This is a genomic window from Micromonospora sp. DT47 (assembly GCF_049844475.1).
GTDB lineage: Bacteria > Actinomycetota > Actinomycetes > Mycobacteriales > Micromonosporaceae > Micromonospora.
In genome coordinates, this window is record NZ_JBNCLC010000018.1 from 1 (window position 1) to 19,909 (window position 19,909).

Below are 19,909 nucleotides of genomic sequence, written 5' to 3' on the forward strand. Positions count from 1 at the left end.
GAACCATGATCACTGATGTCTGTGCCCGTCTCCTACCCGCCCGATCCTCACTGACCTATTTGCGCGGCCTCTAAGCCTTGTTCCCCCGTGGCCCGGACTGGTTGTGCCCCTGAGCCCCTGCCCGTATAGTCGCAGTGACGTTGAGTGCGCGGGCGGAAACGCTCACGCGTGCTCAGTGGGGTTGAGCAGCCCTGCTGCCGTACCGCTGATCTGAGCTGCGGTGGCAGGGCGGGGTGGTCCGCCCGCGCGCGGCGGGCGGGTGCGGCCACCCCTTCCATTCCCGTACGCGGAAAGGTGGGGCGAGACGTGCGTGCCTTCTTCCGGCGGTCCGACCGCAACCAGCGACCGGACCGGGCGCGCGTGCCCGGGTCCAACTACCGGTCCTCGGCGTACGTCCCGTTGCTGCCCTGGCAGGTGCGGGAGCGACGGTTCCGGGAGACCCGGCGCGGCCTGGACCCGGCGGAGGTGCAGGCGTTCCTGGACCGGGTTGCGGGTGATCTCGACGCCGCCTACCGGGCGCTGCGCGACAGCCGGTTGGAGACCGCGCGGATCAGGGACGCGTTGCGGCGCTGGCAGTCCGAGCAGGCGCAGCGCGCCCAAGCGGGCCGACCCTGATGGCGGAGCGCGAGCGGTACGTCATCCACCTGCCGGTGCTCGCCGTCGACCTCGCCGGCGCGGTACGGCTCGCCCGGGTGGTGGCCCGCTGGGCGAGCCTGCTCGCCTGCGCCGACCCGGGGGAGACCACCGTGTCGGCCGAGGACGAGCAGTGCGTACGTCATCGGGTTTTCTGCGACCTGCGGATGCCGGGCGGCCGGCGCTGCCTGCTCCGGGCCGACCACGACGGACCGTGCGCCCGTCGGCCGGCCCGGCGCTGACGGCGTCCCCGCCGCCATGCGATCCGGGCTCACGAAGCGGCGCGGTCGACCGGCTCTCCGGCGGCCCGTACCACCGGTCAGGGCCCACGTTCGGGTTCCGCTCGCCGGGTCGAGGGCTCCGGATGCCGCGCGGCTTGGCCTGCCGGCGGATCTCGGCGTACGCCCGGACGTCGGCCTGCCATCCGGCGCGGCTGGTTGTCAGCGCGTCGAGCGCCCGCAGGAGAGCCCTCTCGTCCCGCTCGTACGGACCCGCGATCTCCCTGAGATAGCTGAGCGTGGCGTGGCAGCCGATCGGCCGGTACAGCTGCACGCGCGACCGCAGCGCCGACACCCGCCGTCCGTGCGGCAGCGAGGGGTCGGGCACCTTGCGGGCGAACGCGCTGAAGCTCACCGACCGAGGCTAGTCGGCGGGTGACGGACGTGGCAGGTGCCGAGCGCGGTCGACCCGGTGCTCCCGCAGCGTGCCGGGTCAGCGGCAGAGCGAGTCGACCCACGCCTCGAAGTCGGGGAATTCGGCACGAGCGGTCTCGATCACCTCGGGGGCGGGCCGTCGCGCCGCCGGGGCGTACCGCTGCGCAATCTCCATGCGACGGGCGTCGGGCCGCGGTCGATGCTCGTGTCGCGGCCACATCGTCGCCTCCAGCGGGCCGAAACCGCCCGCGAGGAGCCACAGGTACGCCGCCAGGTCGCGGGCCACGACGGACACCTCACCTTCGGAGCCGAGGAACACCACCGGCTGGCGCTCGACCGGCTCGCCCGGGTGGGCGAGCCAGAAGGCAGCCAGGCCACCCGTGCCGTCCCGCCCGAAGATCCGGAAGTTCACCCCGTCGAGCGAGGGGTTTCCGCTCCACGCCTGCCACCACTCGGCGGTTTCCGCCAGGGTGAGGAACTCGTCGTACGGCTCGAAGTCGACGCCGTCGCCGCCGTCGTAGTCGAAGCCATTGGCATGCGCCTCGCGGAGCGGTTCGGGAAGGGTCACCGGCGCACTCTAGCCAGCCCCCACGACAGGTCAGTCCTCACTTCCGGCGGGCGTCGCGGACGGACGCCCCGATCCCGGCGACGATCGAGCACACGCTGGCGAGCATGACCGCCATCGTCCCGACCGGATACGCCCCGTCGGTTGCGAAGATCAGTACCGCGCCGACGGCCACGCAACAGGCATGCCAGCCCCGGCCGGGTCTGTCAGTCCTGTCCGGAGTGGACCGGGGCCGAGGGAGCGTCCCCTCGGCCCCGGCCGGTGTGCCTACTTCCGGTAGACCGAGATGTGCGACCGGCTGGTGGAGTCGAACGGCTGCCGGTGCCAGTCCGCGTACCGCTCGACGAGCCGCAGGCCGGCCCGCTCCGCCATCTCGTCGATCTGCTCCGGCCAGCAGTAGCGCATCGCGAAGGGTTTCAGGTGCACGCCCTCGCTGTCGAACCTGATGGTCTGCCGGACGAAGGTCTGCGCGGCGCGGTCGTACTGGTGCAGCCGGATGGTGGCCGAGTCCTCGGTCACCGACCGCATCCGCACCTGCTCGTCCCGGTCGAAGTCGGCCGGGTCCGGCACGAAGGTCTCGATGACGAATCCGCCGCCCGGTGCCAGCACCCGGGCCACGTTGCGGAAGCAGTCCTGCTGCCGCTCGACCCGGACCAGGTTGAACAGGGTGTTGAAGACCAGGTACGCCAGCCGGTACGTCCCGGTGACCGGCACGTCCGCCATGTCGCCGACGACCACCGGGATCTGGTCGCCGCCGGGCTTGGCGCGCATCTTCGCCACCATCTCCTCGGACGCCTCGACGCCGGAGACGTCGAGACCGCGCGCGGCCAGCGGCAGCGCCACCCGGCCGGTCCCGATCGCGAGTTCGAGCACCGGGCCGCCGTCGGCCCGGTCGGCGAGGAAGTGCACCGCCGCCGTCGGGTCGGGGTTGTCCGTGCCGTCGTAGGTGTCGGCCCACAGCCGGCCGAAGAGACCGGGATCGTCGAGGACGGACATCACCGACCCCCTCCCGGCGTGGTGACGGTCGGGGTGTCGCTACCGGCGCGCGCCCGCGCCGTCGTCGCTGAATTCCACGTACTCACGAAGCCTCGATTCCCTGGGATGGATGACGGTCCCTACCTGAGCGGACATCGCTGCGTGAGGCATGTCGTCTTCTCCCTCCGGTCGGCTTCGCGCCCAGCCAACCGGCCGCCGGCGACCGGGGCAACCGCATTACGGCTCCGCGCGGCAGCCCATCCTCAGGTACGCGTCGACGTCGGACGCCGCGACGTCGGCAGGTCCTCCGGCTTGGCGGAGGCGACCACGGCGGGAGGGCGGGCGTCGCCAGCCGCCGTCAGAGGTGCTGGACGATCTGGATCGGGTTGCCGTCCGGGTCGGCGGTCCAGGCGATCAGCAGCCGGTCGAGCCAGGTGTGCGGGCCGGCCAGGGTGGGCGCCCCGTCCGCGACCAGCGCGTCGTACGCGGCGGCGGTGTCGTCGGTCCAGAGGATGACCGCTGCCCGCTGGCCCGCCGGGACCGGGTCGAGGCCGTGGTCGTCCCGGGTGGAGGCCACCGAGGCGATACCGATCTTGTAGCTGTCGAGGACCAGGTCGACGTGGATCGGCTCGCCCTCGGTGGGCACCCGGAACGTCTCGGTGAAGCCCAGCTTCGCGTAGAACGCGGCGGCCCGGGCCACGTCCTCGCTGAACAGGATGACCTGAGGTGTCCGGAACATCGACATGGGGCGATCGTAGTGGCCGCGGCGGGTGCCGGACGGCCGGTTCATCGCGAGCCGACGAACGAGCGGTCCCGGCCGTCAGGCGGGGCGGCGGGCCAGCAGATAGCAGCGTCGGGGCCGATGCGGTCCCGGTAATCCGCGGCGACCGTGTCGTAGCTCCGCCGGACCCGCTCGCGATCTCCTCCGTCGGACATGCCGTCCAGCCTGTCACGGGAGGACCGGCCGGGCTGCCCCCGAAGATCGGGCCGGGCCGGACGTGGCAGGTCGGGCACGGCTGGCGAGCGTTGGAGGGTTCAGGAGATGTAGTGGAGGATCACGTTGTGCACGTGGTGGCTCTTCTGCGCGCCCCGGAACTCCACCTCGTAGGTGTGCGTGCCGACGTGGATGGCGATCGCGCCGGTGGAGAAGAACGACCCGCCCCAGGACTTGTTGCTGACCACGCTGACGCTGGTGATCTTCGAGTACGGGATGCTGGTGATGGCGTACCGCTTCCCGACGAACGAGCGGTCCTGGATGATCACCCGCCGGTCGGTGAGGCCGATGAAGCCGGTGCCGGTGCCCACCGCGTCGTAGACGGCGATGATCTGTTCCCCGTCGAGCAGCCCGCTCTGGATCTGCTGGAACTGTTCCTTGCGGTCGTACGTCGCCTGCGCCATGCGTCCCACGGTAGGCACGGCCCGCCACGTCCTCGGATGCGCCGTGTCATGGTTGTCCCGGTTTGCGGCGACGATAGCGGTGGACTGTGGCAGTCGGACCCACCATCGTGGAGCATCACGTCGTGGGGGCCGGTGGGCTACCCTGCACGGCGCGTAGCGAGACACGGGGAGGAACTGGACATGACCACGGACGGCGCCGGCCCGCGGCCGCGCGCGGAGAGTGGACGGTCGAGGCGGCCGGCGCTCCCCGGCATCATGGAGGCGGCCGACGACGAGTGGGAGCCGTGGTCGGGCCCCGAGCCGGTGCGCGGCCGGCTGAACCGGTCGGCCATCGCCGCCTTCGTCTTCGGTCTGTTCGGTGGCGTGCTCGCGCCGATCTTCGGCCTGGTCGCGCTCGTCCAGCTCCGCCGCCGCAGCGGCGAGCGCGGGAAGGGGTTCGCCGTCGCCGGTCTGGTCCTCTTCGGCGTCTGGGCGCTCGCGGCGGTCCTGCTCCTCACCGCGGTGGCCCCCCGTGCCGAACCCGAGGCCGGCGTCCGGGGGCTGCGGGTGGGCGACTGCTTCCGCGCCGGCGATCCCACGGCTACGCAGACCGCGCCGGAGAAGGTCACCCGGGTGGCCTGCACGGAACCGCACGACGCCGAGCTGCTCGACGATTTCCCGGCCTACGAGCGGTACGCCGACGAGGCGTACCCGGGCGTCGCCGAGCTGTCCCGGCGGGCGGAGACCCACTGCCGCCAGCGGCAGGCCAGCTACATCCTCGAGCCGCTCGCGCTCCCGGCCGAGGCGCGCCTGCGCTGGTACGTGCCGTCCCGGATCCAGTGGCCGACGGATCCCCGGATCACCTGCTACCTCACCGGCGGCACGGCGCCGCTGACCCGGCCGCTGCGGGCGGACGCGACGGTCCTGCGACCCGAGCAACTCGCCTACCTGACGGCCGTACGCGACTACACCGAGGTGCGGGCGGCCCTCGTCGCGGAGGCTCCGACGGCGACGCCGACCGCGCTCCGGGACGCCCTGAAGCGGACGGAGACCGCGCACACCGGGATGTGGTTCCAGCTGCGTGGCGAGAACTGGCCGGCGGCGGTGCGGCCGTCGATGGAGAAGCTGCTCACCGAGATGGAGCAGGACGAGCCGTCCTGGCGCGACGCCGACACCGCGACCGACCCGGCGGTGCTGCTCAAGGTGGTGGCGCAGGCCCAGCGGCACCCGGACCCGCAGACCGAGCTTGCCGTACGCCAGGCCCTGGGCCTGCCCACCGCGCAGGGCGAGCCGGTCCGGTGAACGCGGCGGAGCCCCGCCGGTCGTGCCGTGGTGGCACGGCCGGGCGGGGCTCCGGGGACCGCTCGGGTCAGTGGTTCGGTGAGATGGTGTGGCCACCTATCGCATCCTGACCACTCGGACCGCTCACGCAGGACGATCCGGGGACCACCGAGGGTGACGTCCGGTCCTAGGCTGAGGCGACGGCGGCAGTGCGCCGACGGGGACGGGGGCCGGCGATGGACGCCTTGCGCGCGCTCGGGCGTCAGTTTCCGGTGACCGTGCGGTACGCGTCCTCGATGCGGGCGGCGAGCAGGACCTCACCATCGGTCAACGGCTCACCGTGGCCGTGGCCGACCCGGATCTGGGTCTCGGAGTCCCGCCGGCTGATCTCCGGGCGGAGCCGCAGCGCGTCCGCGACCACCTTCACCCGCTCGGTCAGCGCCGCGTGCTGGGTGTCGTCGATGACGAGGGTCCGTCGGATCTGCTCACCCTCCCGGATCCAGCCCGTGAGGAGCGTGAGCGCATCGCTGAGGTAGTCGTGCTTCGCCCGGCTGCTGAACAGCGCGCGCATCACCGCACCTCCCAGGCGTCGTTGCCGGCTTGTGGCCAAATCGTCGCCGTCCCGTGTCCTCGTGGTGCTGCCCAGTCTGTCGTCCGAGGGGCGGTGTGTCCACGCCCACACTTCCGGGTCTTCCTGACCTACTGGTCGGGCCCGGTACCCAAACCGACGATTGATCTGGCACCCTGGACGCCCGTGCGGACCGAACGGGTTAGCGGGAACGGGCAGGACGACCGGCGTGAGCCGAAGGTCGTCGTCGGCGCGGCGATCATCTCCGACGGGCGGGTGCTGGCCTGCGCGCGGTCCGCGCCGCCCGAGGTGGCCGGCATGTTCGAGTTCCCCGGCGGCAAGGTCGAGCCGGGGGAGAGCGAGACCGCCGCGCTGGTCCGCGAGTGTGCCGAGGAGCTCGCCGTACGCGTGGAGATCGGCGAGCGGGTCGGCCGCAACGTGCGGATGGCCCACGGGCGCTCGGTGCTCAAGGTGTACGCGGCCCGGCTGCTGCACGGCGACCAGCCGCGGGCGCTGGAGCACTCGGCGCTGCGCTGGCTCTCCGCCGCCGAGCTGGACACGGTGACCTGGCTCCCCGCCGACGCGCCCATCGTCGCCGCCCTCCGTCCCCTGCTGCTCGCCCACCCCTGACCGGCCCCGCGCGCCGACGGCGCGCGACCCCGGCCGTCGACGGGCCACACTCCGCCGCCCGCCAACCTCATGACCAACGAGGCACCGGTTCGGTGGGAACCGGACGGCGGGTTGAAAAGGGGACGGGGGCCGGCGGCTTCCGCCGCGGCCCCCGTCATCGTCGTCGTGCTGCTCAGTGCTTCTCGTCCTGGGTCGGGTGGGCGAAGTTGAGGTGCTCCGGGGGCAGCGGGAAGGTGACGTCGTCGCCGAACGGCGACGGGGCCGCCGCCCGGTCGAAGGTCAGCTCCGTCAGCGGCAGCCTGCCGCGGTCGTCCACCGCCGGGGCGGTCGGGTGTGGCACCTCGCGGTGCCAGTTCACACCCTGCTGCGCCTGGACCTCGGCGTGCGGGTCGTGCGAACCGCCGGCGTGCGAGTGGACCTCAGCCTGACGAACGCCGCTGTGCACCACGGACTCCTTTCCCGCGCTGCTCGCGGTGCCCTGGGGCGTGTCACCCCGTCGGAAGATCTTGCTACCAAGCCACACAAGGGGATCGTACCTGCGGTCGACGACCCGCTCCTTCATGGGGATGATCCCGTTGTCAGTGATCTTGATGTGCTCCGGGCAGACCTCCGTACAGCACTTGGTGATGTTGCAGAAGCCGAGGCCCTGCTCCTGATGCGCGTGGTCCTTGCGGTCGGTCTTCGCGTCCAGCGGGTGCATGTCCAGCTCGGCGGCCCGGATGAAGAACCGCGGGCCGGAGAAGGCCTGCTTGTTCTCCTCGTGGTCGCGGATCACGTGGCAGACGTTCTGGCACAGGAAGCACTCGATGCACTTGCGGAACTCCTGCGAGCGCTCCACGTCGACCTGCTGCATCCGGTAGTCGCCCGGCGCCACCCCGGCGGGCGGCGCGAACGCCGGCGTCTCCCGGGCCTTCTCGTAGTTGAAGGAGACGTCGGTGACCAGGTCCCGGATGATCGGGAAGGTCCGCAGCGGGGTGACGGTGACCGTCTCGGCCTCCTCGAAGGTCGACATCCGGGTCATGCAGCTCAGCCGCGGCTTGCCGTTGATCTCCATCGAGCAGGAGCCGCACTTGCCCGCCTTGCAGTTCCACCGGCAGGCCAGGTCGGGCGCGTCGGTGGCCTGGAGCCGGTGGATGACGTCGAGGACCACCTCGCCCTCGTTGACCTCGACGGTGTAGTCCTGCAGGTCGCCGCCGGTCTCGTCGCCCCGCCAGATGCGGAACTGTCGCTTGGTCCCCATCAGTTGCCCGCCTCCTCAGCGAGGGCGTCGAACTCCGCGAGCTCCTCGTCGGTCAGGTACTTGGCCAGCTCGGTACGGTCGAAGAGGCCGATCAGCTCCGGCCGTATCCGCGGCAGCGGCTTGTGCTCCAGGCGTACGGCGTCGCCGTCCAGCGAGCAGACCAGGTTCACCCGGCGCCACTTCGGGTCCATCGCCGGGAAGTCCTCCCGGGTGTGCCCGCCGCGCGACTCCTGCCGCTCCAGCGCCGCCTTCGCGGTGCACTCCGAGACCACCAGCATGTTCCGCAGGTCCAGCGCCAGGTGCCAGCCCGGGTTGTAGCGCCGGCCGCCGGCCGCGCTCACCTTGGCCACCCGCTCGCGCAGCTCCGCCAGCCGGCTCAAGGCGTCCACCAGCTCGCCTTCCCGTCGGATGATTCCGACTAGATCCCCCATCACCGCCTGGAGGTCCTGCTGCAGGGTGTACGGGTTCTCGCCGGTGTCCCGCTGCAGCGGCGCCAGCGCCGTCTCCACCGCGGTCTCCACCGCGCCGACCGGCACCTTCGGGCGCGAGGTCAGCTGATCGGCGTACGACGCCGCGTGCCCACCGGCCCGCTTGCCGAAGACCAGCAGGTCGGACAGGGAGTTGCCGCCCAGCCGGTTGGAGCCGTGCATGCCGCCCGAGACCTCACCGGCGGCGAAGAGCCCGCGCACGATGCCGTACGCGGCCCCCGAGTCCGGGTCCACCTCCACGCCACCCATCACGTAGTGGCAGGTCGGCCCGACCTCCATCGGCTCCTTGGTGATGTCGACGTCGGCCAGCTCCTTGAACTGGTGGTACATCGACGGCAGCCGGCGGCGGATCTCCTCGGCCGGCAGCCGGGAGGCGATGTCCAGGTAGACGCCGCCGGCGGGCGTACCCCGACCGGCCTTGACCTCGCTGTTGATCGCACGGGCGACCTCGTCGCGGGGGAGCAGCTCCGGCGGACGCCGATTGTTGTCCGGGTCCTCGTACCAGCGGTCCGCCTCCTCCTCGGTCTCCGCGTACTGCTTGCGGAAGACGTCGGGGACGTAGTCGAACATGAACCGCTTGCCGTCGGAGTTCTTCAGCACGCCGCCGTCACCGCGGACCGACTCGGTGACCAGGATGCCCTTCACCGATACGGGCCAGACCATGCCGGTCGGGTGGAACTGGAGGAACTCCATGTTGATCAGGGTCGCCCCGGCGCGCAGCGCCAGCGCGTGCCCGTCCCCGGTGTACTCCCACGAGTTCGAGGTGACCTTGTACGACCGGCCGACCCCGCCGGTCGCGAGGACCACGGCCGGCGCCTCGAAGAGGACGAACTCGCCGGACTCCCGGTAGTAGCCGAACGCGCCGGCGACCCGGTCCCCGTCGAGCAGCAGCTCGGTGATGGTGGTCTCGGAGAAGACCTTGATCCGGGCCTCGTAGTCGCCCAGGTCGCGCTTGTCCTCCTGCTGGAGGGAGACGATCTTCTGCTGGAGGGTGCGGATCAGCTCCAGGCCGGTCCGGTCGCCGACGTGCGCCAGGCGCGGGTACTCGTGCCCGCCGAAGTTGCGCTGGGAGATCTTCCCGTCCTTGGTGCGGTCGAAGAGCGCCCCGTACGTCTCCAGCTCCCAGATCCGCTGCGGCGACTCCTTCGCGTGCAGCTCGGCCATCCGGAAGTTGTTGAGGAACTTGCCGCCGCGCATGGTGTCGCGGAAGTGCACCTGCCAGCTGTCCCGGCTGTTCACGTTCCCCATGGCGGCCGCGGCGCCGCCCTCGGCCATGACGGTGTGCGCCTTGCCGAAGAGCGACTTGGAGATGATCGCGGTCTTCTTGCCGGCCAGTCGGGCCTCGATCGCCGCGCGCAGACCGGCGCCGCCGGCCCCGATCACGACGACGTCGTAGTGGTGTCGTTCGATTCGCGTCTCAGTCATGTCCAGGGCCTCTAGTTGATGAACCGCAGGTCGTTGAACCAGCCGGCGGCGAGGGCCATCACGTAGAAGTCGGTGAGGGCAAGGGTGCCGAGGGTGATCCAGGCGAGCTGCATGTGCCGGGTGTTCAGCATGGACACGAACGTCCACGCCTTGTACCGCACCGGGTGCGCCGAGAAGTGCTTCAGGCGGCCGCCGATGATGTGCCGGCAGGAGTGGCAGGAGATGGTGTACGCCCAGAGCATCACCACGTTGGCCAGCAGGACGATGTTGCCCAGCCCGAAGCCGAAGCCCTCCGGCGAGTGGAAGGCCACGATCGCGTCCCAGGTGTTGATCAGCGAGATGATGGCGGCGGCGTAGAAGAAGTAGCGGTGCAGGTTCTGCCCGAGCAGCGGGAACCGGGTCTCCCCGCCGTACGCCTGGTGCCCGTCCGGCACGGCGCAGGCCGGCGGCGAGAGCCAGAACGACCGGTAGTACGCCTTGCGGTAGTAGTAGCAGGTCAACCGGAACAGCAGCAGGAACGGCAGGGTCAGCGCCGCGTCCGGGATGATCCACCAGCCGGGCAGGAAGCTGCCGAAGTGCGAGGAGCCCTCGACGCACCGGTCGGTCACGCAGGGGGAGTAGAACGGGGTCAGGTAGTGGTACGCGTCGACCCAGTACCACTTGTGCATGAAGACCCGGACCGTCGCGTACGCCACCCAGGCGCTGAGCCCGATGAAGGTGAGCAGTGGGGGCAACCACCAGCGGTCGGTCCGCAACGTCTTCGCCGCGATCGCGGCGCGTGCCAGCGCCCCCCGCGGCTTCGTTGCCGTTGATGTCATTCGAGTCGTCTCCCTGACGGGGCCCTCGCGGGCGGCGGATCACGTTCCGTTCGGTCAGCGGACCGGTGCGACCGCGTCCACTGCCACGTCTTGCGCACACCAACGACCGCACCGGCGATACGGCGCAGCTAAGTGACACACGTTACGCCGGTCGGTGCGGGCCGGGCCGCGCAACGCAGTGTCCCGTGTGTCCCGGGCGTTGGGAAGCCCTCCGGTGGTAATCGATGCCCGGTCGTCAGGAAAGATCACCGGCGGTCAGCACGACGACCGCGCGCCGCTCCAGCTCGAGGCAGGAATCCACCAGATCGGCCAGGGTGGCGAAGAGGTCCCGCCGGCCGTCCGCCCCGAGCTGGTCGTCCGCCGCGTACTGCGCGGTGAGGTCGGCCAGCCGCCGGGTCAGCTCCCGGATCTCGGGTTCGGCGTCGGCGCCCCGGCTGAAGACCAGCGCCATCCGCTCCTCGGCCAGCTCGGTGTACGCCCCGAGGCCCTGCACCGTCTCCAAGGCGAGCGCGGCCGCCCGCGACCACTGCTCGCCGGAGCGGCGGAACAGCGCCGCGGCCTCCGTGAACCGGCCGTCGACCAGGGGCGCGGCCTCGTCGAGGAAGTCGGCGTAGACCGGCCGGGTGGCGCCGGGTGCGGTGTACTCCAGCTCCAGGCACTCGTACAGCCGGCGCAACCCGTGGAAGAAGGGCACGGGGTCGCCGAAGCGTCGCGCCCACCCGTGCCGGGTACGGCCGTCCCGCAACTGGTCGACGAGCTTCGCCATGCCACGGAAGCCGAAGTTGGTGTCGAAGCTGTTGCCGAGCACCGGACCGGTCAGGTGCGCCACGGTCGTGGCCACGGCGTCGCGGATCGCATCCGGCAGCTCCTTCTGCTGGCGCGGATCGGTGACCGTGATGCTGTGGTGGCGGCCCTTGCGGTGAGCGGACCACGCGGCGGCGAACGCGTCCGTCGAGAGCGGGCGGGGTCGGGCCCCCTCATCGTCCACCAGCAGCACGTCGCCGTCGCGCCCGGCGACCACCACAAGGTACGGGTCACTGCCCGGGCCCGGATCGAGGCCGTGCCAGGGCAGCCTGCTGCGGTCGACCGTGGCGACGACCGGCAGGCCGTCGCCCAGCGCCGCCCGAAGCCGCTCCAGCGCCGGGCCCGCCTTCGCGCTGTGCGCGTCGGCGTACGTCACGCCGAGCCGGTCCAGCACGGCCGGCACCCAGGGCTGCGGGTGGTGCTGGGCCACGATGGTCAGCAGCGGGGGCAGGTCGCGGTATTCGAAGACCGCGTACATGAAGCCGACGCCGCCGCCGAGCCCGGCGAGCATGGCCTCGGTGTACGGCCCACCGGTGTGTGGCGCGCGTACCCCCTGCGCTTCGAGCACATGGGCGAGCAGGCCCGATTCGCGGTGCTGGCGTGCGCCGAAGGTGCGGTAGCCGGGTACCAGCCCCGGCGGGAGCGCCGGTGCCGACGACGGTACGGCGGCGGCGAGCACCTGGCGGCGGGCGGTGGTCCAGCTCTCGCCGGTCGCGGCCATCCGGGCCCGGACCCGCTGCTTGAGCTTCTTCTGTTCGGTCATGAGCTATGCCTTCTGGACAGCGCGACCGCCGTACCCCACGCCAGCGCGTCACGTCCGTCCGGCGGATCGACCGAGAGAACGACACGCGGTACTCGCGATGGCAACGGGCCACCTTCGCCTCCGCTCGGCCTGGCGGCGTGGGCGCCTGGTCAGGAGGTCCGGCGCGCGAGCGCGCCGGACCTCACCCTACCCCAGGTCAGCCGGAGGCACCGCCGGTGAAGTTCCAGGAGGCGAGCCGCAGCGGCGGCGCCTGCCACCAGACGCCGTCGATCCGGTCCGGCTGGCGCACCGGCCGCCGCCCCAGCCCGAGCACCGCCCCCGGGCCGAGGGCGCGCGGGTAGGACTCGGTGAAGCGCAGGTCCCGCACCGCCCGGGTGACCACGCCGTCCTCGACCAGCCAGACCCCGTTGCGGGTCAGGCCGGTGATGACCAGGCTCTTCGGGTCGAGCACCCGGGTGTACCAGAAGTCGCTGACCAACAGGCCGCGCTCCACCCCGGCGACCAGCGCGGCGGTGTCCGGGTCGACCAGCGCCGAGGCCACGCCGCCCGCCGCCGCGTCGCCGGTGGGATCGTCGTCGGCCCTGGCGCCGAGCAGGCGGACGTTGTGCGGGATCGGGCCGAAGGTGGCGGCGCCCGGCATGCCGTGACCGGTCGACCCGGTGCCCACCTCGGCGCCGCTGCGCCGGTCGTGCGCCACCGCCCGGGTGGTACCCGCGTCGACCAGGGTCAGCGGCCGTCGGGCGGTGCCCTCCACGTCGCACGGCAGGGTGGAGCCGTGCAGCGGGTCGTCGACCAGGGTCACCGCCGGGTCGAACTGGGCACCGCCGAGCTCGACGAAGCTCTGCCGCTCGGCGTACCGCTTGCCGTTGAAGCCGAACCAGGAGAGGTTCTGCAGCAGGTCGGCGACGGCGGCCGGTTCGAGCACCACGGCGTAACGGCCCGGGGGCAGTTCGGCCGGGTCGGTCGCGGCCCGCGCCTTCGCCGCCGCCCGGGCGCCGAGAGCCGCCCCGTCCAGGTCGGCGAGCCGGTCGGCGCAGAGCCGGGCCACCCCGTCCGCGCCGCCGGCCCGGGCGATGCCGTCCATCGCCGCCTCGACCGCGCGCCCGTGCGCCGAGTGGCCGGCCGAGTTGGCGAACGCCCCGGACCGGTACGACGTCCGGCAGTAGCCGGCCGCCTCCAGACCGCCCACCGCGTCCACGAAGGCGCGCACCCGGTCGGCCCGGGCGTCGGGCTCGGCGTGCGCGGTGGCCTCGTCGAGCACCCCGTTGGAGCGGACCGGCGATGGTGGGGTGAGCCCGGGCCAGGCCGGGTCGGGCGGGCAGAGTCGGACCGCGGCGAGGGTCCGCTCGACCAGCCCGCGCAGCCCGTCCGGGTCGACCAGGCTGCCGCTGCCGGCCGCCGTCCGGCCGTCGACGTGCATGCGCAGCCGCACCCCTCGGCCGGACTCGGCGACGTTCTGGTGGATGGCCGAGTTGGCGAACCGGGTCAGGGCCAGGTCGTGCCGGGTCACCGTCACCTCGGCCTGCGCGTCCGGCCCGGCGAGCCGGCGGACCAGTTCGACCACCTGACCGGCGACCTCCAGCTCGGTCATGCCGCCACCCCTCCTGTCACGACGGTGGAATCCGTGGTCACGCGCGTACCCCCACCCGGACGTCGCGGAAGCGGGCCGGCGCGGCCGGGTGGCCGGTGTGCCCGACCTGGCCGGGCTGGCCCTTGCCGCAGTTGGGCGTGCCCCAGGGCACGATCTCGGAGGAGAGCATGTCCATCGAGCGCCAGAAGAGCGGGCCGATGCCGGTGTAGGTGGGGTTGCGCAGCATCCGGCCCCGCCGGCCGTTCTTGACCTCCCAGCCGATCTCGCAGCCGAACTGGAAGTTGAGCCGCTTGTCGTCGATCGACCAGGAGCGGTTGAGGTCCATCAGCACCCCGTCGTCGGTGGCGGCGATGATCTCGTCGAGCGTGTGCGGCCCGGGCTCCAGGCCGACGTTGGTCATCCGCACCATCGGCAGCCGGGCCCAGCCGTCGGCCCGTACGCTGCCGCCGTAGTCGAGACCGGCGACGGCGGCCGAGTCCCGGCCGGCGAGCACGCCCACCCACCGCCCCTCGCGGACCGCGTCCCGCCTGACCGCCGGGGAGCCCTCGTCGTCGAAGCCGAAGCTGCCGAGCGCGCCCGGGATGGTCGGGTCGATGGTGACGTTCATCAGCTCGGAGCCGTACCGCAACGAGCCGAGCTGGGCCAGGTCCAGCCAGGACGTGCCGGCGAAGGCGGCCTCCCAGCCGAGGATGCGGTCCAGCTCGATGGCGTGCCCGACCGACTCGTGGATCTGCAGGGCGAGCTGCTCGCCGCCGAGGATCAGGTCGGTCTCGCCGGCCGGGCATTCCGGCGCGGTGAGCAGCTCCCGCGACTCCTCGGCGATCCGGGCCGCGTGCGCGGCCAGGTCCAGCGACTCGACCAGCTCCCAGCCGGTGGTGCCGTACTGGCCGCGGTAGCTGGGCCAGGAGCGGCGCTGGGTCTCGTCGTCGCCGATGGAGGTGGCCGAGATGCCACCGCCGCACTCGCGGATCCGCTGGTCGATCCGGTGCCCCTCGCTGGAGACGAACCACTTGGCGGTGTCCCAGATCTGGTAGAGCCCCTCGGCCAGGTCGGCGCCGTGTGACCGCATCGTCCCGGTGGCCTCGACCAGCAGGTCGCCCTTGTCCGACAGCGGGACGCCGAGCGGATCCACCCGGCACTCCGAGGCCCAGCTCGCGACGGCGGCCCCGGCCGGCACCAGGTCGATCGGCGGGCCGGGGACCCGCGCGCTCGCGGCGGCGATCGCCGCGGCGCGCCGGCCGGCGTCGCGGGCCGCGGCGTCCGACAGATCGGGTACGGCGTGGAAGCCCCAGCTCGACCCGACCAGCGCCCGGACACCCAGCCCGATGCTCTCGTCCTGGGTCAGCTCCTCGATGTCGCCGTTGCGGGCCGACATCGACTCGTAGCGGCGGTGCATCACCCGGGCATCCGCGTACCGGGCTCCCGCGTCGAGGGCGGCCTGCACGGCGGCGCTCGCCGCGTCGAACTCGGTCATGGCCCAACCCTAGGCGAACCTCGGTCAGCAGACGGGACAGCAGATCCGCCCCGAACCGATCCGCGCGATCACCGGCTCGGTCGGACGGGCCGAAGGGTGCGCCGTCGGATCCTCTGGCGGGCCGCTCGGCTCGTGGGTTGTCACCTGGTCAGCCATTTGTTTCAACGGTTTGGCAACGTTCGAAAACCGCGGCGACCTGCGGCAGCCGCTCGATGCCGAGTCGTTACCGGGCCCTCGTGACAGGCTCGGCGTTGTAGATTATTTTCACTCCCTACAGCAGATTGCAGGTTCCCTTCGGTTGGCCGCGCACCGCCACGAGGTGGCGCCAAGGCCCCTGACCGGAACCGGAGACGGGAAGAGGGAGGCGGTCGTGGCCCAGCCGGCATCCGCGCCGTCCGGAGAATCTGGCGGCTCGCGAGCGCGGATCGCGCCGCAGCAGCGTACGAAGAGCGGTCCGTACCTCCAGGTCCGCGACCTGAGAGTGCGCTTCGACACTGAGGACGGCGTGGTCCGTGCCGTCGACGGCGTCTCCTTCGCGGTCGAGCGCGGCCGCACACTCGGCATCGTCGGGGAATCGGGCTCCGGCAAGAGCGTCACCAGCCTCGCCGTGCTGGGCCTGCACAACCCCGCCCGCACCGAGATCAGCGGCGAAATCCTGCTCGACGGTCGGGACATCGTTGGCCGTCCCGACGAGGAGGTCCGCAAGCTGCGGGGCCGCGACATGGCGATGATCTTCCAGGATCCGCTCTCCGCTCTGCACCCGTATTACTCCATCGGCCGGCAGATCGCCGAGGCGTACCGGATCCACCACCCGCGGGCGAGCAAGAAGGAGGCGCGCACGCGAGCGATCGACATGCTTGACCGGGTCGGCATCCCCCAGCCGGCGAAGCGGGTCGACCAGTATCCGCACGAGTTCTCCGGCGGCATGCGCCAGCGGGCGATGATCGCGATGGCTCTGGTCAACAACCCTGACCTGCTCATCGCCGACGAACCGACCACCGCACTCGACGTCACCGTGCAGGCGCAGATCCTCGACCTCCTGGAGGACCTGCAGAAGGAGTTCAACTCGGCGATCATCCTGATCACCCACGACCTCGGGGTGGTGAGCCAGGTCGCCGACGAGGTGCTGGTGATGTACGGCGGCCGGGCGGTCGAGCACGGCAGTGTCGAGCAGGTGCTGCGCCGGCCGCAGCACCCGTACACCTGGGGGTTGCTGGCGAGCGTGCCGTCGCTGCGCGGCGAGGCGGACGCGGAGCTGGTGCCGATCAAGGGCAACCCGCCCAGCCTGATCAACCTGCCGGCCGGGTGCGCCTTCCACCCGCGGTGCCGGTACGCGGGTCGGAACGGCGAGCGGTCGTTCACCGAGGTGCCCGAGCTGCGGCAGGTACGCGAACGTGGCCACCTGGTCGCCTGCCACATGTCGGAGGACGACCGGCTGCGCTTCTACGCCGAAGACATCGCGAACGCGGGGGTGGCCCAGTGACCGCACCGGAGCTGCGGGATCAGGCGACGACCGCCACTCGCCCCGACGACCGGCAGGTCGTCCCGGAACAGGCCGACCGTGGCGATCGGACGTCGGAGCGGGACCCCCTGCTGCGGGTCGAGGGGCTGACCAAGCACTTCCCCGTCCGGGGGGTCTTCCGCTCCGCCGGGGCGGTGCAGGCGGTCGACGGGCTGGACTTCGAGGTGCGCCCGGGCGAGACGCTCGGGCTGGTGGGGGAGTCCGGCTGCGGCAAGACCACCACCGGGCGGATGCTGGTGCGGCTGCTCGAGCCGACCGAGGGAAAGATCACCTTCGAGGGGCGGGACATCACCCACGCCGGGCGTCGAACGTTGCGCCCGCTGCGCCAGGACCTGCAGATCATCTTCCAGGACCCGTACGCCTCGCTGAACCCCCGTCACACCGTCGGCCGGATCGTGGCGATGCCCTTGCAGGTCAACGGCATCAAGCCGCCGGGCGGCGTCAAGAAGCGCGTGCAGGAACTGCTGGAGACCGTCGGCCTGAACCCCGAGCACTACAACCGCTATCCGCACGAGTTCTCCGGGGGGCAGCGGCAGCGCATCGGCATCGCCCGCGCCCTGGCGCTGCGTCCCAAGCTGATCGTGGCCGACGAGCCGGTTTCGGCGCTGGACGTGTCGATCCAGGCGCAGGTCATCAACCTGCTGCGCGAGCTGCAGCGGGATCTGGACCTGGCCTTCGTCTTCATCGCCCACGACCTGGCCGTGGTCCGGCACTTCTGTCACCGGGTGGCGGTGATGTACCTGGGCAAGATCGTCGAGATCGGGGACCGGGCGGACATCTACGAACGCCCGCAGCATCCCTACACCCGGGCGCTGCTGTCGGCCGTCCCCGACGTCACGAAGCTGGGACCCGTCGGCCGCATCCGGCTGGTCGGTGACGTGCCCACGCCGCTCAACCCGCCCTCGGGCTGCCGGTTCCGCACCCGGTGCTGGAAGGCGCAGGAGGTGTGCGCGACGGAGGAGCCGGCGCTGATCCACCGGGACGGCGGCCGACAGCTGGCCGCCTGCCACTTCCCGGAGAAGGGAGTACTGCGGTGACCGAGCAACGTGTCGCGGGGCCGGTCGGGCTCGAGTTGTCGGCCGCTCCCGTCGAACCCGGCGCCGGACCGTCCGCCGTGGACGCAAAGGAGTTCGTCGGCCGATCGCCGGGGCAGCTGGCCTGGTTGCGGCTCAAGCGTGACCGGGTCGGCATGGTCAGCGGCGCCGCACTGGCCTTCTTCATGCTGCTCGCTGCGGCCGCGCCGCTGGTGGAGAAGCTCTACGGCAAGGGCCCGCTGGAGCGCTTCCCCGGCCTGTTGGACCGCAACGGCAACCCGCTGGGGTACGCCGGCGGCATGAGCCTCGACCACTGGCTGGGGGTGCAGCCGCGACTGGGGCGGGACATCTTCATCCAGATCGTCTACGGGATGCGGACCTCGCTGATGGTGGCGTTCGTCGCCGCGGTGATCACGATCCTGCTGGGCGTCCTGATCGGCATCGTCGCCGGCTATCTCGGCGGCAAGGTGGACGCGGCGATCACCTGGTTCGTCGACCTGACGATGGCGTTCCCGTTCTACATCTTCTGCTTCGCCTTCGTGCCCATCGCGGCGGCGCAGTTCTACGGCCCTCGGGACCAGGAGTCACCGTGGTTCCGGCCGGCTCTGTTGGTGATCATCTTCGCGATCTTCAACTGGACGTACACCGCGCGTCTGGTGCGCGGCCAGGTGCTGTCGCTGCGGGAGCGGGAGTTCGTCGAGGCGGCCCGGGCCTCTGGTGCCGGGCTCGGACACGTGCTCTTCCGGCAGCTGCTGCCCAACCTGTGGGCGCCGATCCTGGTCGTGTTCTCCCTCAACGTCCCGTCGCTCATCACGGCGGAGGCGGCACTGTCCTTCCTCGGCATCGGCATCCTCGAGCCGACCCCCGACCTGGGGCGGCTGATCTCGGACAGCGTCCCCTACGTCCGGGACGACCCGGCGTTCACGCTCACCGGCGGCATCACGCTCTTCCTCCTGGTGCTCGCGTTCAACCTCTTCGGCGATTCGCTGCGCGACGCGCTCGACCCGAAGTCGACCCGATAGGCGGACTGGCCATGCTTCGCTTCGCCATCAAGAAGGTGCTGCTGGCGGTCAGCACGCTCATCACGGTCAGCGTGCTCACGTTCGGCCTGTTCTTCGCGGCGCCCGCCAATCCCGCCGAGCTGATGTGTGGCAACCGCAAGACGTGCAGCCCGGAACAGCAGCAGATGATCGAGCGCCGGATGGGCCTCGACAAGCCGATCGTCACGCAGTATGGGGACTTCATGACGGGCATCGTCGCCGGCCGGACGTTCGGCGTGGGCGACGGCGCCAAGGATTGCCCGGCGCCCTGCCTGGGCTATTCCTTCCGCAACGACGAGCCGGTGATGGACATCGTCGGGCGGACCTTGCCGGTGACCCTGAGCATCGTCTCCGGCGCGGCGGTGGTCTGGCTGCTCATGGGCGTGTCGATCGGCATGGTCTCGGCACTGCGCAGGGGCACGGCGTTCGACCGGATCGCCGTGGTCACCTCGCTGGTGGGTGCCTCCATGCCGATTCTGCTCTTCGGCCCGCTGCTGCTGATCATCTTCGTGTACGAGGGTGGGGTGCTCTCCTATCCCCAGTACACGCCGCTCACCGAGAACCCGGTGAAGTGGGCGGCGGCGATGGTGCTGCCCTGGCTCGCGCTCGGCTTCCTCAACTCGGCCATGTACGCCCGGCTGTCCCGGGCGCAGATGCTGGAGACGCTGTCGGAGGACTTCGTCCGGACCGCCCGGGCCAAGGGGCTGCCGAAGCTCAAGGTCTACGGCCGGCACGCGCTGCGCGCGGCGATCACGCCGATCGTCACGATCGCCGGCCTCGATCTGGGCGTCTACCTGGGCGGCACGGTGATCACCGAGACGATCTTCGGATTCACCGGGCTGGGCAAGGCCGCGCTCAACGCCGCGATCAACCTCGACATGCCGCTGGTGATGGCAACGGTGCTGCTCGCGGCATTCTTCATCGTCGCCGCCAACATCATCGTCGATGTGCTCTACGCCGTGATCGACCCGCGGGTGCGACTCGGCTGACGGGCGTCGGAAGGCTGCGGTCCCGCGGTCTGGCGATTG

At 71.5% G+C, this 19,909-nt stretch carries 20 protein-coding genes; 8 read left to right on the forward strand and 12 right to left on the reverse strand.

The features are described from left to right. Window positions 1–306: 306 nt before the first annotated feature. Together ACLQ2U_RS23385 and ACLQ2U_RS23390 are read left to right on the forward strand one after the other, a co-directional pair. Entirely contained in the window at window positions 307–615 is a 309-nt protein-coding gene (locus ACLQ2U_RS23385; protein ID WP_425752881.1) for a DivIVA domain-containing protein, read from the forward strand. Then, the gene (locus ACLQ2U_RS23390; RefSeq protein WP_425752882.1) at window positions 615–875 is read left to right on the forward strand and encodes a hypothetical protein; all 261 of its coding nucleotides are present in this window, start codon (window positions 615–617) and stop codon (window positions 873–875) included. The genes ACLQ2U_RS23385 and ACLQ2U_RS23390 overlap by 1 nt, the downstream gene beginning before the upstream one ends. Before the next feature lie 469 nt (window positions 876–1,344). On the opposite strand, the gene ACLQ2U_RS23395 is transcribed toward ACLQ2U_RS23390, so the two are convergent. The 5 genes from ACLQ2U_RS23395 to ACLQ2U_RS23415 form a co-directional block, all read right to left on the reverse strand. Continuing rightward, entirely contained in the window at window positions 1,345–1,854 is a 510-nt protein-coding gene (locus tag ACLQ2U_RS23395) for an SMI1/KNR4 family protein (RefSeq protein ID WP_425752883.1), read from the reverse strand. Window positions 1,855–1,891: 37 nt separating this feature from the next. Further along, a complete protein-coding gene (locus tag ACLQ2U_RS23400; protein ID WP_425752884.1) occupies window positions 1,892–2,026 on the reverse strand; it encodes a hypothetical protein in 135 nt (44 codons plus the stop codon). Window positions 2,027–2,118: 92 nt separating this feature from the next. After that, complete coding sequence (locus ACLQ2U_RS23405) at window positions 2,119–2,847, reverse strand: class I SAM-dependent methyltransferase (RefSeq protein WP_425752885.1); 729 nt, start codon at window positions 2,845–2,847, stop codon at window positions 2,119–2,121. Between the two features lie 337 nt (window positions 2,848–3,184). Beyond that, window positions 3,185–3,571, reverse strand: coding sequence for a VOC family protein (locus ACLQ2U_RS23410; protein ID WP_425752886.1), 387 nt, complete (start codon window positions 3,569–3,571; stop codon window positions 3,185–3,187). Window positions 3,572–3,861: 290 nt separating this feature from the next. Beyond that, window positions 3,862–4,224, reverse strand: a complete 363-nt coding sequence (locus ACLQ2U_RS23415) for a PH domain-containing protein (protein WP_425752887.1) — start codon at window positions 4,222–4,224, stop codon at window positions 3,862–3,864. Between the two features lie 180 nt (window positions 4,225–4,404). Here ACLQ2U_RS23415 and ACLQ2U_RS23420 point away from each other — a divergent pair, with 180 nt between their 5' ends. Beyond that, window positions 4,405–5,505: a DUF4190 domain-containing protein gene (locus ACLQ2U_RS23420; protein WP_425752888.1), complete on the forward strand. Its 1,101-nt coding sequence runs from the start codon at window positions 4,405–4,407 to the stop codon at window positions 5,503–5,505. A gap of 241 nt (window positions 5,506–5,746) precedes the next feature. Here the strand turns inward: ACLQ2U_RS23420 and ACLQ2U_RS23425 are convergent, their stop codons facing one another. Then, window positions 5,747–6,055, reverse strand: a complete 309-nt coding sequence (locus ACLQ2U_RS23425) for a 4a-hydroxytetrahydrobiopterin dehydratase (RefSeq protein WP_425752889.1) — start codon at window positions 6,053–6,055, stop codon at window positions 5,747–5,749. A gap of 183 nt (window positions 6,056–6,238) precedes the next feature. Between ACLQ2U_RS23425 and ACLQ2U_RS23430 the strand changes: the two genes are divergently transcribed. Next, complete coding sequence (locus ACLQ2U_RS23430) at window positions 6,239–6,682, forward strand: (deoxy)nucleoside triphosphate pyrophosphohydrolase (RefSeq protein WP_425752890.1); 444 nt, start codon at window positions 6,239–6,241, stop codon at window positions 6,680–6,682. 172 nt (window positions 6,683–6,854) lie between these two features. On the opposite strand, the gene ACLQ2U_RS23435 is transcribed toward ACLQ2U_RS23430, so the two are convergent. From ACLQ2U_RS23435 to ACLQ2U_RS23460, 6 genes are all read right to left on the reverse strand, one after another. After that, window positions 6,855–7,922, reverse strand: a complete 1,068-nt coding sequence (locus tag ACLQ2U_RS23435; RefSeq protein WP_425752891.1) for a succinate dehydrogenase/fumarate reductase iron-sulfur subunit — start codon at window positions 7,920–7,922, stop codon at window positions 6,855–6,857. Continuing rightward, window positions 7,922–9,835, reverse strand: a complete 1,914-nt coding sequence (locus ACLQ2U_RS23440) for a fumarate reductase/succinate dehydrogenase flavoprotein subunit (RefSeq protein WP_425752892.1) — start codon at window positions 9,833–9,835, stop codon at window positions 7,922–7,924. The genes ACLQ2U_RS23435 and ACLQ2U_RS23440 overlap by 1 nt, the downstream gene beginning before the upstream one ends. Window positions 9,836–9,846: 11 nt before the next feature. Then, the gene (locus ACLQ2U_RS23445; RefSeq protein WP_425752893.1) at window positions 9,847–10,653 is read right to left on the reverse strand and encodes a hypothetical protein; all 807 of its coding nucleotides are present in this window, start codon (window positions 10,651–10,653) and stop codon (window positions 9,847–9,849) included. A gap of 235 nt (window positions 10,654–10,888) precedes the next feature. Next, window positions 10,889–12,220 carry a DUF4872 domain-containing protein gene (locus ACLQ2U_RS23450; RefSeq protein ID WP_425752894.1) on the reverse strand — a complete coding sequence of 444 codons (1,332 nt, stop codon included), beginning with the start codon at window positions 12,218–12,220 and terminating at the stop codon, window positions 10,889–10,891. Window positions 12,221–12,416: 196 nt separating this feature from the next. Continuing rightward, the gene (locus ACLQ2U_RS23455; RefSeq protein ID WP_425752895.1) at window positions 12,417–13,811 is read right to left on the reverse strand and encodes a TldD/PmbA family protein; all 1,395 of its coding nucleotides are present in this window, start codon (window positions 13,809–13,811) and stop codon (window positions 12,417–12,419) included. 37 nt (window positions 13,812–13,848) lie between these two features. Then, window positions 13,849–15,285 (reverse strand): TldD/PmbA family protein, encoded by a 1,437-nt coding sequence (locus ACLQ2U_RS23460; RefSeq protein WP_425752896.1) that lies wholly within the window; start codon window positions 15,283–15,285, stop codon window positions 13,849–13,851. A 370-nt stretch (window positions 15,286–15,655) separates the two neighbouring features. Between ACLQ2U_RS23460 and ACLQ2U_RS23465 the strand changes: the two genes are divergently transcribed. The 4 genes from ACLQ2U_RS23465 to ACLQ2U_RS23480 all read left to right on the forward strand — a co-directional run bounded on the left by ACLQ2U_RS23465 (window position 15,656) and on the right by ACLQ2U_RS23480 (window position 19,870). Next, on the forward strand, window positions 15,656–16,768 hold the full coding sequence (locus ACLQ2U_RS23465; protein WP_425752897.1) for an ABC transporter ATP-binding protein: 1,113 nt from the start codon (window positions 15,656–15,658) through the stop codon (window positions 16,766–16,768). A gap of 107 nt (window positions 16,769–16,875) precedes the next feature. Further along, window positions 16,876–17,844 (forward strand): ABC transporter ATP-binding protein, encoded by a 969-nt coding sequence (locus ACLQ2U_RS23470; RefSeq protein ID WP_425752988.1) that lies wholly within the window; start codon window positions 16,876–16,878, stop codon window positions 17,842–17,844. Then, a complete protein-coding gene (locus tag ACLQ2U_RS23475) occupies window positions 17,841–18,863 on the forward strand; it encodes an ABC transporter permease (RefSeq protein WP_425752898.1) in 1,023 nt (340 codons plus the stop codon). Before ACLQ2U_RS23470 ends, ACLQ2U_RS23475 begins: the two co-directional genes overlap by 4 nt. Window positions 18,864–18,874: 11 nt before the next feature. Further along, window positions 18,875–19,870 carry an ABC transporter permease gene (locus tag ACLQ2U_RS23480; RefSeq protein ID WP_425752899.1) on the forward strand — a complete coding sequence of 332 codons (996 nt, stop codon included), beginning with the start codon at window positions 18,875–18,877 and terminating at the stop codon, window positions 19,868–19,870. The last annotated feature ends 39 nt before the right edge of the window (window positions 19,871–19,909 follow it).